Below are 14,368 nucleotides of genomic sequence, written 5' to 3'. Positions count from 1 at the left end.
CGCGACGTTACGTCAGGTGTCCCCACGCGAAAAGGGCTCGCCGGTGGACCGGCAAGCCCTCAATTCATCCGCGATGCGGCGCCGATCAGGCGGCTTCTGCGGTCTTCTTGACGATCTGGCGGCGCAGCAGGCGGGCGCGCATCGACAGTTCGGTCTCGTCGGCCTTCAGCAGGAAGGCATCGAGGCCACCGCGATGCTCGACGGAGCGCAGGGCGTGCGCGGAAACGCGCAGGCGGTAGCGCTGGCCCAGCGCGTCGGAGATCAGCGTGACCTGGCACAGGTTCGGCAGGAACCGGCGCTTGGTCTTGTTGTTGGCGTGGCTTACATTGTGGCCCGTCTGGACCCCTTTGCCGGTCAATTCACAAACACGGGACATGATGCACCTATTTTTGTTTTTCCGCCACATCGGAACGCATCGTGAGGGCCTGAGCCCAGGCCGCATTTCCGACTGGCCGTTATTGGAAGTGGCGGTTCTATAGTCAGACTCACCCCGCCCGTCAAGCCAAACCTCTCCTGACGCGTGGAAAACCCCGCAGATCCGGGGCTTTCCGCGTGGGTCTATCCTAGTTAAGGCCGTTCAGCCAGCCAAAGCGCACGTCCTTGCGTGCCAGAAAGACATCGGGGCCGGTGATGAGAATCGCATTGCCATGGCGCTTGTCGTTTCCGCCTGAGCAGTGAACGACCTTGTTTTCATTCACCATGATCCCGATGTGCCCCTGCTTTCCGTTGGCGTCCGGATAAACGACAATAGCCCCAGCCTTCGGACCGGTAAGTTCGGAGAAGATGCCGACGCTGTTGCCCACGTCGGTCCAGATCGCGGTCGTATCCATCCAGCCTCCATTAAAATGCTTGTAGAAATTCTCGTTCGATTTTCGACTCATAGAGAAACACCAAGCGACGAAACCGGAGCAGTCGCAGAAACCGCCTGCGGCTGGCGTGGGCGAACCCGGGTTCATGCCTCCCTTGCCCAGCCTGTAGCGGATTCCGAGTTCGGTCGCCGACTCGGCGCGGGCCAAAACTGCTTCAACCTGCATGGTACCCCTCACGTCTTGGTTTCAGTGCCCCGCGCATGCTATTTTAAAGAGTAATTTCGTCAATATCCCGGATTGGTTGCGTTAACAAAATCTTGCCGTCACCCAAGAAAAACCTAAAATCCGGGTGATAAAGGCGGCATCTTTCCTGCATTTCCGGTGAGGACGGCGTTGATGGTGATGCGTGCATGTGTGGCGGCGGCGGCCTGTCTTTCGGTCCTGGTGGCCGCTTCCCTTGCCCGGGCGGAGGAGATCCGCCATCGCACGGACTATGCGATCGCGCTGGCTGGCCTGCCGGTGGCGCGGGCCTCCTTCGATACCGAACTCGTCAATGACCGCTACACGATTTCCGGCACGATGAACTCGGCCGGGCTTGCGGATATCCTCAGCCGGACCAGCGGGCAGACGCAGGTGACGGGAACGCTGATGCGTGACCGGCTCAGGGCCTCGCATTACTCCATGTCCTATCGCAGCGGCTCCAAGCAGCGCTCCATCGAGATGACCTTGCGCAATGGCACGGTGACCTCCTCCGTCATGACGCCGAAGCGCACGACATCGCCCGACAACTGGATACCGGTCTCGGCCGCCGACATGCGTAATGTCTTCGACCCGCTCTCCGGCCTCATCATCCCCGCCCGCAACCGGGTCTGCCCGAAGACCCTGCCGATCTTCGACGGCGAATCGCGTCTCGATATCCGCCTATCGCCGAAGGGCACCAGGCCGTTCAAGACCGAGGGCTTCGAGGGGGAGGCGATCGTCTGCGGTCTCGCCTTCACGCCGAAGTCCGGCTTCAAGAAGGGGCGCAAGGATGTGGAATATCTGGCGAAGCTGAAGACGATGGAGATCTGGTTTGCCAAGGCGGAGGCGGTCAATGTATACGCTCCCGTCTATGTACGCATTCCAACGAGCCTCGGGGCGGTGACGGTGTCGGCGACACGCTTCGGCGGCTGATCCTCCGCCCGGCCGGCTCCTTTAAAAAGAGGGGCCGGACATGAAGCTTCGGGCAACCGTGATCGGCTTTACCGCCATTCTCATGTGGGCGCTGCTGGCGCTGATGACGGCGGCGTCGGGCACTATGCCACCGTTCCAGCTCTCGGCCATCTGCTTCTTCATTGGCGCGTTGCCGGGCCTTGTGGTGCTTGTGCTGAAACCTGAGCGTCTGGCATTGCTGAAGCAGCCGGCCAAGGTGTGGATCACCGGCATTGCCGGCCTCTTCGGCTACCACTTCCTCTACTTCACGGCGCTCAGGAATGCGCCGGCCGTCGAGGCCGGGCTGATCGCCTATCTCTGGCCGCTGCTCATCGTCGTTGGCTCGGCGCTGTTGCCGGGCGAGCGGCTGAAGGCGCATCACGTGGCGGGCGCCGTACTCGGCCTTGCCGGCACGGTGCTGATCGTGGCGCGCAACGGCATCGCCTTCGAGAGCGGCTATGCGATGGGCTACGGCGCGGCGCTGCTCTGCGCCTTCACCTGGTCCACCTATTCGCTGGTGACGCGCCGTTTCGATGCCGTCTCGACGGATGTGGTGACGGGCTTCTGCCTCGCAACATCGCTGCTCTCGCTCTTGTGCCATCTCGGGCTTGAAACGACGGTCTGGCCGGAAGCGACCAGCCAGTGGCTGGCGATCCTGGGCCTCGGACTTTTGCCGGTCGGCGCGGCCTTCTATGCCTGGGATTACGGGGTGAAGAACGGCGACATCCAGTTTCTCGGCGTTGCCAGCTATGCCGCGCCGGTTCTCTCCACGCTGGTGCTGATCCTCTTCGGCTTTGCAGAGCCGTCCTGGCGCATTGCGCTTGCCTGCCTGCTCGTCACCGGCGGGGCGGTGCTCGCGGCGAAGGACGTGATCGTCAAGCCCAAGGCTTCCTGACGGTCTTTCGCGTCAGCCCTGCGGCGGCTCCCAGCCGGGCGGGGCCATCTCGAAGGCGGAGAAATCAAAGCCAGGCGCCACCGTGCAGCCGACCAGCGACCAGGCGCCCATGGAAAAGGCCGATTGCCACCAGCCGGCCGGCACGATCACCTGCGGGCGCTCTCCGGCGGGAAGGTCCATGCCGAGCCTGTGCACCACCGGCCCCTCGTCCGGCGGCGCGATGGACAGCGCCAGTGTGGCGCCTGCATAGTGGTGCCACACCTCCGCCGCATCCCGCACCCGATGCCAGTGGGAACGCTCGCCGGCCTCCAGCAGATAGTAGATGGCGGTGGAATGGCCGCGAAGGCCGCCTTCCTCGTCGCGGAAGGTCTGCACATACCAGCCGCCTTCGGGATGACGGTCCATGCCGAGCGTGGCGATGATCTCGCCGGCGGTCAGGTGGTTTGCGCCCTGCGTCATCAGAAGCTGTCCTTCCGCTTCCGGATCTCGGCGAAGACCTCGGCGTCGGTGGCATCGGCCATGCCGAGCGTGTCGCGGATGCCCGTTGCGTCCGGGCGAAGGAAGGGGTTCGTGCGCCGCTCGACGGCCATGGTGGTCGGCGCCGTAAAGCGGCCGTCCTCGCGCACCGCCGTGATCTCCTTCACCCGGTCGGCCAGTTCGATATTCTCCGGGTCTACGGTGATCGCGAAGCGGGCATTGGACATGGTGTATTCGTGGCCGAAATAGATGACGGTATCGTCCGGCAGCGCCAGAAGCTTCTGCAGCGAGGCCCACATGACCGGTGCCGGGCGCTCGAACAGGCGGCCGCAGCCAAGCGCAAACAGCGTGTCGGCGGCAAAGAGCAGTTTTTCGTCCGGGACGTGGTAGCAGATGTGGCCGGCCGTATGGCCGGGGGTTTCGATAACCGCGACGGTATGGCCCGAAAGGTCGAACCGGTCACCGTCGCCAACCGCCCGGTCGATGCCGGGGATCTTCGCCGCCTCGTTTTTCGGGCCGATGATGGTGGCGCCGAAACGCTGCTTCAGCGCAAGATTGGCTTCCACGTGGTCTGCATGGTGGTGGGTGGTCAGGATGTGGGTGAGCGTCCAGCCGCGCCGCTCCAGCGCCGCAAGGATGGCGGCTTCTTCCGGCGCATCGATGGAGACGGTCAGGCCCGTCTTCTGGTCGTGCAGGATGACGCCGAAATTGTCGCTGCGGCACAGGAACAGTTCGATCTCGAAGGCACTCACGCTGGCATCTCCCTGACTGGTCTCGGGTTCTCTTTTGCCTGAATCTACGCCCCGCAGCCTTGAAGTCCACCCTTGCATGGCTAACATCGCCGCATGCACGCCGATATCGTCGATCTCCGCCAGTTCTACCATTCCCGCCTCGGCCGTGCCGCCGAGTATGCGATCGGCATGACGCTCGCCTCGCTCTGGGCCCGGCTGCCGGAGGAGCGGCTGGTGGGGCTCGGCTATTGCGTGCCCTATCTTGACAAGTTCCGCGCCGATACGGAGCGCACCTTCGCCTTCATGCCGGCCGGGCAGGGGGCGGTGAACTGGCCGATTGCCGAGCGCTCCTCCACCGCGCTTGTCTTCGACGAGGAACTGCCACTGCCGGATGCCTCGATCGACCGGGTGCTGATGGTGCATTCGCTGGAATTTGCGGAAAATCCGCGCGAGACGATGAAGGAGATCTGGCGCGTGCTGGCGCCCGGCGGGCGGCTCGTCATCGTCGTGCCCAACCGGCGCGGTGTCTGGGCGCGCATGGAGCACACGCCCTTCGGTTCGGGCCGTCCCTATTCCCGCGGGCAGCTGACATCGCTTCTGCGCGAGACCAATTTCACACCCGGCGTCAGCGGGGAGGCGCTGTTCTTCCCGCCCTCCACCCTGCGCACCATGCTGCGTCTGCGCATGGGTTTCGAGCGTATCGGCCGGACGCTCTGGCCCGCCTTTGGCGGGGTTCTCATCGTGGAAGCCCAGAAGCGGCTCTATCAGGGCCTGCCGGTCGCCTCGCGCGCCTCGCGGCGCGTCTTCGTACCGGTGCTGGCGCCGCAGGGCGTGCCGACGACCCGGGTGCCGACACAGCGGCGGGACGATGCGGGCGCTTGAGGGCGCGCAGGGGCTGCGACCGTCGAAAGTCTCGACATTGCCGGAGCTTGGGTCTAATGGCTCTCAGACCGAAACAGCCCCACCGGACACAGCCCGAAAGCGCTTCCCATGACCGCCCAGACCACCGCCGCCTCCGACCGTCCCACCCCGCGTTCCGGCATTCTCGACATTGCCGCCTACGTGCCGGGCAAGGAGCATGCGCCGGGGGTGGCCAAGGTCTACAAGCTCTCCTCCAACGAGACACCGCTCGGCGCCAGCCCCAAGGCGCTGGACGCGTTCCGCAAGGCGGCCGAGAAGCTGGAGCGTTATCCGGACGGGCAGGCCATGGCGCTGCGCGAGGCGATCGGGGCCACCCACGGGCTGAACCCGGCCAACATCATCTGCGGCAACGGTTCGGACGAGTTGCTGGGACTGCTTGCCCGCGTGTATCTCGGCCCGGGTGACGAAGGCATCATCACCGAGCACGGCTTCCTGGTCTACAAGATCGAGATCCTCGCTGCCGGCGGCACGCCCGTGACCGTGAAGGAGCGCGATTGCCGGGTGGATGTCGACGCGATCCTTGCTGCTGTCACCGAGCGTACGCGTCTGGTCTTCCTCGCCAATCCGGCCAATCCGACCGGCACCTATGTTCCGATCGAGGAGATCCGGCGCCTGCATGCGGCCCTGCCGAAGTCTGTGGTTCTGGTGCTCGATGCGGCCTATGCGGAATATGTGCGCCGCAATGATTACGAGGCGGGCATCGAGCTTGTCTCCGCCAACCGCAACGTGGTGATGACGCGCACCTTCTCGAAGATCCACGGACTTGCGGCGCTGCGTATCGGCTGGATGTACGGCCCGGCCGAAATCGTCGATGCGCTGAACCGGGTGCGTGGACCGTTCAACCTCAATGGTCCTGCAATCGCTGCCGGCGCCGAGGCGATCCGCGATCAGGCCTTCATGGCCGCCGCCGTCCAGCACAACGATACATGGCTTGCCCGCATGACGGCGGAGATCGAGGCGCTCGGGCTGCGCGTCACGCCGTCGGTCACGAATTTCGTCCTTATCCATTTTCCGGAGACGGAGGGACGTCGCGCGGCCGATGCCGATGATTTCCTCACGGCTCGCGGCTTCATCCTGCGTGCGGTGCGCGGCTATGGTTTCCCCAATGCGCTGCGCCTGACGATCGGTGACGAGGAGGCCAATCTCGGCGTGCTTGCGGCGCTGAAGACCTTCGTGGAGCAGGGACGATGAGCGTCTTCTTCGATCGCGTCGCGCTTGTCGGTATCGGCCTCATCGGCTCGTCCATTGCGCGCGAACTCAAGCACCTCAAGCTTGCCGGACACATCGCCATCTCCACGCGCAGCGCCGAGACGCTGAAGCGGGCGGAGGAACTGGGGCTTGGCGACAGCTACACGGTGTCGGCCGCCGACGCCGTGCGGGATGCCGATCTCGTCATCGTCTCCGTGCCGGTGGGTGCCTCCGGCGCTGTGGCGCAGGCGATCGCCCCGCATCTGAAAGCCGGCGCCATCGTGACCGATGTCGGGTCCACCAAGGCCTCGGTCATTGCGCAGATGCAGCCACATATGCCGGCCGGCGTTCACTTCATTCCGGGCCACCCGATCGCAGGCACGGAGCATTCCGGCCCCGATGCCGGCTTCGTCGGGCTGTTCAAGGGGCGCTGGTGCATCCTGACGCCGCCGGAGGGCAGCGATGCGGGCGCGGTTGCCCGGCTGCGGGCGCTCTGGGAAGCCATGGGCTCGCGGGTGGACGAGATGGACGCCGCCCACCATGACAAGGTGCTCGCCATCGTCTCGCACCTGCCGCACATCATCGCCTACAACATCGTCGGCACGGCCGATGATCTGGAGACGGTGACGGAATCGGAAGTCATCAAATATTCCGCCTCGGGTTTCCGCGACTTCACGCGTCTGGCCGCCTCCGATCCCACCATGTGGCGGGACGTGTGCCTGCACAACAAGGATGCGATCCTCGAAATGCTGGCGCGGTTTTCCGAAGATCTCGCCTATCTCCAGCGGGCCATCCGCTGGGGCGACGGCGACAAGCTCTTCGATCTCTTCGCCCGCACCCGCGCCATCCGCCGCTCAATCATCGAGGCCGGCCAGGACACCGCCAAGCCCGACTTCGGCCGCATGGCGGCGGAGGAGAAGGTTTAGGTTCGACGCCGGCACGCGCGAGGCCCCCTCATCCGGCTGCCGCCACCTTCTCCCCGAGGGGAGAAGGCCGGTGGGGCGCTGCCGCTGCCAAGTTACCCTTCTCCCCTCGGGGAGAAGGTGCCCGAAAGGGCGGATGAGGGGGATTGCTCCAACCCTCACCATCTCAGGCCCGAAGCTTCACAAAGGCGGAATCACAAACAGCGGGATCAGTGTCAGGAATACCGTGCCCTTGCGCGCGGTCAGTTTCACGCTGGCGCGGTCCTTCTGGCCGGAGAGCGCCTTGATGGCGTTCATGACGTTGTCGATGGTGTCGCGGTCATCCGGCAGCAGCGCGGCGAGCGCCTGGCGCCAGCCCTCGAGATTGGTCATGGCCAGCGTAAATTCGCCGGAGACCAGCCCATCGCCATCCACGGTGAAGGGGCCGGAGAGATCACCGGTCATGCCGTTGCCGAGATCGACGGCGACACGGTTTAGCGTGCCGGCATCCTGATCGATGCCGTCGGGCAGCGCCATATCGTAGTTCATCAGCCCGGCCTTGTCGGCGAGCGTCATATCGACGGAGACGGCACTGGCGGTGAGCGGCTGTCCGCCGATGGTCAGCACCGGCTTGTCGAGGCTTGCAGCCACGTCGAGCGCGGTGCCGTTCTGGCGGGCGTGGAATTCGCCGTGGGCTGCCGTGAGGCGGCCGGTTTCGCCGATCGTCAGCAGACTGAGATTGACGGCGAGATTGTCGCTTTCGCTGGAGAAGCGGGAGATGCTGGAAAGGCCGGCGCGCAGGCTGGCGCGCAGGCGATCCCAGTTGGCGGTCACGGCGAGGTCCGGCGTCATGCGGAATTCGGCGGGCGCGTCGAGTTCGATGACGGAATGGCCGGGATTGTAGATTTGCGCGGCGCTGCGCAGGGCACCTGACGTGAAGGAGGCGCCGATGCTGACATCATCGAGCTTCACGTTGTCGCAGAACAGGCCGATGCGGAACGGATAGCCGGAGACCTTCAGGCCCGCGCACTGGCCCGACAGGCCATCGGCACCGGCAACGGCCAGAAGCCGCGTCACGTAGTTTTCAGCCTGCCGGGCGGCGAGGAACCACAGGCCGGTATAAAGCGCGATGAAGACGACAACACCGATGAAGAGACGAAGCATCTTGCGGCTGGCGCCGCTGTCGCCATCGGCGGGCATGGGATCGGTGGAAAGGGACATCAAGGCTCCGATCGGGTGACGACCCGTGGGGTCTTTGACGCATCTGCCGCAAGGCTTTTCGCCACGGCCGCGCGCCTCACTGTAACGCGTTCTATCTTCTCGCAATTTCGCGCGTCCGGTCGTTCCTGTCGCGGCGCTTTTGCGATAGAAGGGGTTGATGAAAGAGATGGAGGGCGATCGCCCTTCCTGTCCCGGCCAGCTTGCCTTCGTCGATTCTCTTCGGAACGCGACGACGACGGGATGTGCCGGATCGACAAGTGGTACCCGATATGGACGAATTTTGGGTCTTTGGCTACGGCTCGCTGATGTGGAACCCGGGTTTCCCCTATGAGGAGCGCCAGCTTGCCCGCGTGCATGGATATCGCCGGGCACTCTGCGTGCGCTCCTGGGTGCATCGCGGCACGGAGGCGGCGCCTGGCCTGGTGCTCGGCCTGGACTATGGCGGCTCCTGCCTCGGCGCCGCCTTCCGCATCGCGCCCGGCCACCGCGAGTCCGTCGTCGCTTATCTGCGCGAGCGCGAGCTCGTGACGCATGTCTACAAGGAGCGCCAGCTTTCCGTTCTGCTGGCGGGTGGCGAGCGCGTCAGCGCGCTTGGCTACATCATCGATCGCGCCCACCAGCAATATGCCGGTGCGCTGGCTGTCGAGGAGGCGGCGCGGGTGGTGGCCGAGGCGGTCGGGCGGTCCGGCGCCAATATCGACTACGTGCTGAACACGGTCAGCCACATGCGCGACATGGGCATTCGTGACCGCTGGCTGGAAGATGTCGCGGCCCGCGCCCGGCAGATGGCCGGGCGTCCGGCCTGAACGCCCGTCTCCGGATCAGGCCGCTTCCGGCCGGCCTGCTGCCTTCAGCGTGCGTACCCGCTCGGCCGTCACCGGCGGCAGGGGCACGTGTGGATTGGCCGCCACGGTTTCGAGGAGAAGCCTGTCGCTTTCCCGTTCCATCGTCTCCTTCAACTGCTCGAAGAAGGTGTCGGGGTCGAGCCCCGGCGCGATCGGCGGCAGGATGCGCACCTTGAAATGGCCGGGATAGCGCAGTGTCGAGCGGCGCGGCCAGAAGAGGCCGGGATGCATGACGACGGGCAATACCGGCGCCTGCAGATCGCGGTAAAGGCGTGCGATGCCGTATTTGTAGTCGGGAGCCGCACCCGGCTGCTTGCGGGTTCCCTCCGGATAAATGATCAGCTGCCGGCCGGTCGCCATCTCCTCGCGGGCGCGCGCCATGACAGCGGCCATTTCGCGGCCGCGGGCAGCGCGGTTCACCGGCACCATGCGCTGCTTCATCACGTACTGGCCGAAAAGCGGAATCCACATCAGCTCGCGCTTGAGGATGTAGAACGGGTCCGACAACCAGGGCAGCAGGGCATAGACATCCCAGAAGGACTGGTGCTTGGGTGAGAAGATGTAGTTGCCGTCCTTCGGGATGTTCTCCAGCCCCTCGATCTCGAAGGTCGTGCCGACGATGGTCTTGAACAGCCAGTTGTTGGAGCGCGCCCAGTTTTTCGGCACGAACCACGCCATCTTGCGCGGCAGCAGAAAATAGACCGGGGTCAGCACGATCATCTGGATGATGAGGTTCATGTAAAAGAGCGTGTTGAAGGCGATCGAGCGCAGGCGGATCATCGGTAGGCTTTCGTGCGGAGGCCGGAATAGGGGCCCGGCCGGGAGGCATCGTCTTGCCGCTGCCTACACGATTATCGGCGCTGCGAAAACCGTGCGTGTGATGGTCGCGGGCGGCTGACCCGGATTTGGCGTCTCAGGTGCCCGTGCCGCCGAGATCGGCGCGCAGGCCATTGGAGCGGCCGGCCCCCAGCGCGTCGCGGACGGTGGCGGCGACGGTCTTGATATATTCGAGCAGGATCGTCTTCAGCGCCATCGGGTTGCTCAGCCAGTTGCTGGTCTTGAGGTCGGAATTGACGACGGGGAAGGCGATGAACTCGATGTCGGGCGCGGCGCGGCGCAGTTCTAGCAGGCTGCGCGGCATGTGGTAATTGTTGGTGACGACCAGTACGCGCCCGTAGCCGCGCCCGCGCGCCCATCGCGCCGTCTCGTTGGCATTGCCGATCGTGTCGATCGCCTGCCGGCCGATATCGACGCAGCAGTCGAAGAGATCGCGCGGCGTCTGCGTGTTGCGGCGGATCTGGCTGCCGCTGGTGGAGGGGTTGACGCCAGAAATCAGGAGGCGCTCGCCGGCCCCGGACTTCAGGAGTTCCACGGCCTGGTCGATGCGCTGGAAGCCGCCCGTCAGCACGACGATCGCATCGGCCTTCGGTCTGTCCGGCGGCTGCAGCGCGGCCACGACATCGGCGAAATAGAGGAAGCCACCGAGGAAAATCGCGCCGACGACGAGAAGGGCATAGAAAGCGAAGCGCACAAAACGGCGGACGGGGCCGCGCCGCCGCCGTGTCGTTTCTGTCCGTTCCGTCGTTTGCTGATCCATCTCCATCCGCTTCAGTCCGCCCGCCGAAGACGGGGAGATCCCGCACGGCATCGTCGCCGATTCGCATCTAGCCCGACATTGCGGCGGCCTCGGGATGGATGCCAAGCCGTGATTCCTGACCTATTCCGATGTTTGATGACAGGCGCGTGACAGCGCGTCATGACGGCGGCAGTCCGTCGCTGCGGGCCGGATCGGAGCGGATCTGGTCGATTTCGCGGATGGTGCGCATCACCGTCACGCGGGCTGTCACCGTCGTCAGCAAGGCGATCACCAGCATGATGGCGAAAATGCCGGCATAGCCCGTCCAGCCGATGGTGAAGGAGCCGAAGAGCGCGTTGGTCTGGTCGCTTTCCGGCGTGGCGAGCCGTGCGGCCTGCCAGTAGCTTGCCGCCATGAAGGCGAGCGCCGAGGCAATGCCGCCGGCGCCGGCGCCTTTCAGGCTGATTTTCAGGAAGTGCTTCTGGAACTCGGAGGCCACGAAGCTTGCCTCCGCCCCGACGAAGTGCAGCACCTCGACGATATGGCGGTTGCCCGACAGGGCACCGCGTGTGGCGAAGATGACGGTCAGCACCATGGCGGAGCAGACGAGCACGAGCACGCCGGTGCCGATCAGCGCCGTGGTGTTGGCCATCGCCACCAGACGGTCCACCCAGGTGCGGTGATCGTCCAGGAAGGATTGCGGGATCATCTCCTTCAACGCCTTGCGCATGGCGGTGAAGTCGGGCGGGTTGTTCTCGTCGATGGTGACGATGACGAGGCGCGGGACGGGCAGTTCGCCGATGTCGAGGCCTTCGCCGAGCCAGGGTTCGAGGAGCCGCGCGGTCGATTCGCGGTCCATGATGGTGCCGGTGAGCGCGCCGTTGAAGGTGAGCGCCAGATCGCGCGCGTCGGCCAGCGCCTTTTCCATGTCGAGGCCTTCGGCCGGCTTGATCTGGATGGTGATCTCGCGGGAAATCTGGCTCTGCCAGCTTTGCGCCGTCGAGCGCACCATGCTGACGGCACCGAGGGTGAGGCAGGCGAGGAAGGACATGATGGCGATGACGGCCATCAGCGCCTTGCCGGAGACATTGGTCGACGGCACGATCGGGCCGGTTGGCCGCACCTTCATCTCGATGCGGCGGGCGGCCGGCGCGGCGGTCTTTGCGGTCTCGGCGGCCTTGCTGTCACTCATAGATGTCGAGCCGCCCTTCGGAGAGGATGAGGCGCCGGGCATCCACCTGGTCCATCAGGGAAAAATCGTGGGTGGCGATGACGACGGCGGTGCCGAGGCGGTTCAATTCCAGAAAGAGATTGAGCAGCCGCCGGGCCATGGGCGGATCGACGTTGCCGGTTGGCTCGTCCGCCAGCAGGATTTCCGGCTGGTCGATCAAGGCACGGGCAATGGCCGCACGCTGCTTCTCGCCACCCGATAGAACGGGCGGCAGCACATTGATGCGCTCGCCAAGGCCGACCCATTTCAGGAGTTCGATCACATCGGAGCGATAGCTCGACTCCTCCTTGCCGCGCACGCGCAGCGGCAGGGCGACATTCTCGTAGGTGGTGAGATGATCGAGCAGGCGGAAATCCTGGAAGACGATGCCGACGCGCCGGCGCAGCATGGGCAGTTCGTCGGTCGGGATCGAGGAAATGTTGCGGTCGAACATGCGGATCAGGCCGCGCGTGGGCTTCAGCGACAGGAAGAGCAGCTTGAGCAGCGTCGTCTTGCCGGCGCCGGATGGGCCCGTCAGGAACTGGAAGGAGCGGCCGGGAATGGTGAAGGTGAGGTCGCGGAGGATCTCCGGCCCCATTCCATAGCGCAGACCGACATTTTCGAATTGAATCAACGCCTCGTTCCAGATGTCCTGTGCGGCGCCAGAGCGACGGATGCCGGACTGGACGGCGATCCGGCCGTCCTCCCGTTTCCCCGCGATGCGCGCCGCGATTGTCCCCTGATTCGGGGCCGATCTCGTTTCCTGCCTGTTAAACCGGCCGGTTTGAAGGCGGTTTGCAATGCATTAACCAATTCCGTTTACGTGTTGGAAAGATTGGTTTCAATGCCTGCATCTTGCGCTGCGTTTCCTTGCGCCGGCATTGCGGGCGGGGAGAGTGCCATGCAAAGCTTCCGCGACCGCCGCCAGACCTCCCATGACCCCCGCGCCGCCGACGTCATTCCGCCGGAACAGGCCGTGCGCGTGGCTGGCCGCGCCTTGCGGGCGCGCCCGTCCGACGTGATCGATGTCACCTTCGAGACGATCGTGGAGAGCGCCGCGCCGCGCCGGCCAGCCTTTTCCGTCGGCAATGACAATGCCCGCGTGCCGGATGCCTTCGGCGCGCGGCCGGGCGATATGGCCGCGGCATTTCTTGCCGGCGGTGCGGTGCGCCGGGCCGAAGGTCGGCTGCGCGGGATGTCGGCTTGGGTGTTCACGGCTGTCGTAGGTATCTGCGGGGCCCTGACCTTTGCGCTTGCCCTGACTAGCGCGTCGGCGCCGAAGGCTGCCGCACCCGCGGCGCGCGCTCCGCTTGCCATCACCACGCAGGGCCACATGGTGGAGGATCGCGGCGGGCTGAAGGTGCTCACCGTCTATGGCTCGATCGAGAACACGACGGCTGTGCCGCTTGCCATGCCGGGCGTGCAGGTGGAGGTGCTTTCCGGCGGCCGGCGCGTCGTTCTGGGCGAGGTTCCGCCGGGCAGCGACCTGATCGCGCCGGGCGAGGCGCGCGCCTTTTCGGCGCGGCTGCCACATGCAGGTGGAAAAGTGTCCGGCCTTGCCCTTTCCGTTGCGCCGCAGGGTGTTGCGGCCCGGTGAACCGTGCTACGCGCATCTCCTTTACGCAGTCCGGATGCAAAGCCGCTGACGCACTTTTGCTGGACATGCCAATTGCACCGCTTTGAAACCGGAGTGAGCCGATGCCCGTCGTGCGCGGAAAGACTATCGAACCCCTGTTCACCGCTGAAGTGATCGCCGAGCGCAACCTGTCGCTCGCCCAGGAGATCATGCGCGGCCCGACCGACGATCTTCTGGTCATCTCGGTTCTCAAGGGCTCCTTCATCTTCGCCGCAGACCTGATCCGCGCCCTGCACCATGCGGGCCTTGCGCCCGAGGTCGAGTTCATCACGCTTTCCAGCTACGGCACGGGCACGGTGTCGCGCGGCGTGAAGATCATCAAGGACATCGACAGCGACGTGAAGGACCGCGACGTGCTCCTGATCGACGATATCCTCGAATCCGGCCGCACGCTGCGCTTTGCCAAGGAACTGATGTACGAGCGCGGCGCACGCAACGTCACCATCGCCGTCCTGCTCGACAAGACGGAGAAGCGGCAGGTGGATCTTGTCGCCGATTACGTCGGCTTCGAATGCCCCGATCATTTCGTCGTCGGCTACGGCATGGATGTCGCCTATGCCTTCCGCGAACTGCCCTTCGTGGGCGTGGTCACCGGCGACGCCTGAGGCGTCTGCCGGGCGGCATCCGGCCGTGGTGCCGCCGGCCGGGCCATGATGCGAAGGGATTAACGGCCTTTCGCGCCTCTTCATCTCCTGTTTGCCAAGCGGGAAACCACGGTCTCTCCTTTACCGAACGAAAAGGTTTCGGTGGTGTTTTGGGGCGGCAC

At 65.0% G+C, this 14,368-nt stretch carries 17 protein-coding genes; 8 read left to right on the top strand and 9 right to left on the bottom strand.

All coding sequences use genetic code 11. The features are described from left to right. Positions 1-85: 85 nt before the first annotated feature. Together rpmB and ACED18_RS07900 are read right to left on the bottom strand one after the other, a co-directional pair. On the bottom strand, positions 86-376 hold the full coding sequence (gene rpmB, locus ACED18_RS07905) for a 50S ribosomal protein L28 (protein WP_377290660.1): 291 nt from the start codon (positions 374-376) through the stop codon (positions 86-88). A 187-nt stretch (positions 377-563) separates the two neighbouring features. Further along, a complete protein-coding gene (locus tag ACED18_RS07900; RefSeq protein WP_377290658.1) occupies positions 564-1,034 on the bottom strand; it encodes a CHAP domain-containing protein in 471 nt (156 codons plus the stop codon). Between the two features lie 171 nt (positions 1,035-1,205). Here ACED18_RS07900 and ACED18_RS07895 point away from each other — a divergent pair, with 171 nt between their 5' ends. Both ACED18_RS07895 and ACED18_RS07890 read left to right on the top strand, forming a co-directional pair. Then, a complete protein-coding gene (locus ACED18_RS07895) occupies positions 1,206-1,982 on the top strand; it encodes a DUF3108 domain-containing protein (protein WP_377290656.1) in 777 nt (258 codons plus the stop codon). Between the two features lie 40 nt (positions 1,983-2,022). Next, positions 2,023-2,895, top strand: coding sequence for a DMT family transporter (locus ACED18_RS07890; RefSeq protein WP_377290654.1), 873 nt, complete (start codon positions 2,023-2,025; stop codon positions 2,893-2,895). Between the two features lie 12 nt (positions 2,896-2,907). On the opposite strand, the gene ACED18_RS07885 is transcribed toward ACED18_RS07890, so the two are convergent. Together ACED18_RS07885 and gloB are read right to left on the bottom strand one after the other, a co-directional pair. Continuing rightward, complete coding sequence (locus ACED18_RS07885; RefSeq protein WP_377290652.1) at positions 2,908-3,354, bottom strand: cupin domain-containing protein; 447 nt, start codon at positions 3,352-3,354, stop codon at positions 2,908-2,910. After that, the gene (gene gloB, locus ACED18_RS07880) at positions 3,354-4,124 is read right to left on the bottom strand and encodes a hydroxyacylglutathione hydrolase (RefSeq protein ID WP_377290650.1); all 771 of its coding nucleotides are present in this window, start codon (positions 4,122-4,124) and stop codon (positions 3,354-3,356) included. The genes ACED18_RS07885 and gloB overlap by 1 nt, the downstream gene beginning before the upstream one ends. Before the next feature lie 93 nt (positions 4,125-4,217). Here gloB and ACED18_RS07875 point away from each other — a divergent pair, with 93 nt between their 5' ends. The 3 genes from ACED18_RS07875 to ACED18_RS07865 all read left to right on the top strand — a co-directional run bounded on the left by ACED18_RS07875 (position 4,218) and on the right by ACED18_RS07865 (position 7,138). Beyond that, entirely contained in the window at positions 4,218-4,985 is a 768-nt protein-coding gene (locus ACED18_RS07875; protein WP_377290648.1) for a class I SAM-dependent methyltransferase, read from the top strand. Positions 4,986-5,093: 108 nt separating this feature from the next. After that, on the top strand, positions 5,094-6,215 hold the full coding sequence (hisC, locus tag ACED18_RS07870; protein WP_377290646.1) for a histidinol-phosphate transaminase: 1,122 nt from the start codon (positions 5,094-5,096) through the stop codon (positions 6,213-6,215). After that, positions 6,212-7,138, top strand: coding sequence for a prephenate/arogenate dehydrogenase family protein (locus ACED18_RS07865; RefSeq protein ID WP_377290644.1), 927 nt, complete (start codon positions 6,212-6,214; stop codon positions 7,136-7,138). The genes hisC and ACED18_RS07865 overlap by 4 nt, the downstream gene beginning before the upstream one ends. Positions 7,139-7,315: 177 nt before the next feature. Here the strand turns inward: ACED18_RS07865 and ACED18_RS07860 are convergent, their stop codons facing one another. After that, positions 7,316-8,335: a DUF2125 domain-containing protein gene (locus tag ACED18_RS07860; protein WP_377290642.1), complete on the bottom strand. Its 1,020-nt coding sequence runs from the start codon at positions 8,333-8,335 to the stop codon at positions 7,316-7,318. A 257-nt stretch (positions 8,336-8,592) separates the two neighbouring features. Here ACED18_RS07860 and ACED18_RS07855 point away from each other — a divergent pair, with 257 nt between their 5' ends. Next, complete coding sequence (locus tag ACED18_RS07855; RefSeq protein ID WP_377290640.1) at positions 8,593-9,141, top strand: gamma-glutamylcyclotransferase; 549 nt, start codon at positions 8,593-8,595, stop codon at positions 9,139-9,141. Positions 9,142-9,156: 15 nt separating this feature from the next. On the opposite strand, the gene ACED18_RS07850 is transcribed toward ACED18_RS07855, so the two are convergent. The 4 genes from ACED18_RS07850 to ftsE all read right to left on the bottom strand — a co-directional run bounded on the left by ACED18_RS07850 (position 9,157) and on the right by ftsE (position 12,600). After that, entirely contained in the window at positions 9,157-9,960 is an 804-nt protein-coding gene (locus tag ACED18_RS07850) for a lysophospholipid acyltransferase family protein (RefSeq protein WP_377290638.1), read from the bottom strand. 133 nt (positions 9,961-10,093) lie between these two features. Next, the gene (locus ACED18_RS07845; RefSeq protein ID WP_377290636.1) at positions 10,094-10,777 is read right to left on the bottom strand and encodes a YdcF family protein; all 684 of its coding nucleotides are present in this window, start codon (positions 10,775-10,777) and stop codon (positions 10,094-10,096) included. A gap of 157 nt (positions 10,778-10,934) precedes the next feature. Continuing rightward, positions 10,935-11,948 (bottom strand): cell division protein FtsX, encoded by a 1,014-nt coding sequence (locus tag ACED18_RS07840; RefSeq protein ID WP_377290634.1) that lies wholly within the window; start codon positions 11,946-11,948, stop codon positions 10,935-10,937. Then, complete coding sequence (gene ftsE, locus ACED18_RS07835; protein WP_377290632.1) at positions 11,941-12,600, bottom strand: cell division ATP-binding protein FtsE; 660 nt, start codon at positions 12,598-12,600, stop codon at positions 11,941-11,943. The genes ACED18_RS07840 and ftsE overlap by 8 nt, the downstream gene beginning before the upstream one ends. Before the next feature lie 267 nt (positions 12,601-12,867). Here ftsE and ACED18_RS07830 point away from each other — a divergent pair, with 267 nt between their 5' ends. Together ACED18_RS07830 and hpt are read left to right on the top strand one after the other, a co-directional pair. Further along, on the top strand, positions 12,868-13,563 hold the full coding sequence (locus ACED18_RS07830) for a hypothetical protein (RefSeq protein WP_377290630.1): 696 nt from the start codon (positions 12,868-12,870) through the stop codon (positions 13,561-13,563). Positions 13,564-13,664: 101 nt separating this feature from the next. Next, a complete protein-coding gene (hpt, locus tag ACED18_RS07825; RefSeq protein ID WP_377290628.1) occupies positions 13,665-14,207 on the top strand; it encodes a hypoxanthine phosphoribosyltransferase in 543 nt (180 codons plus the stop codon). Positions 14,208-14,368: the final 161 nt, after the last annotated feature.

Source organism: Rhizobium sp. SG2393 (genome assembly GCF_042610495.1).
GTDB lineage: Bacteria > Pseudomonadota > Alphaproteobacteria > Rhizobiales > Rhizobiaceae > RU20A.
This window is presented reverse-complemented; position numbering and strand designations above follow the sequence as displayed.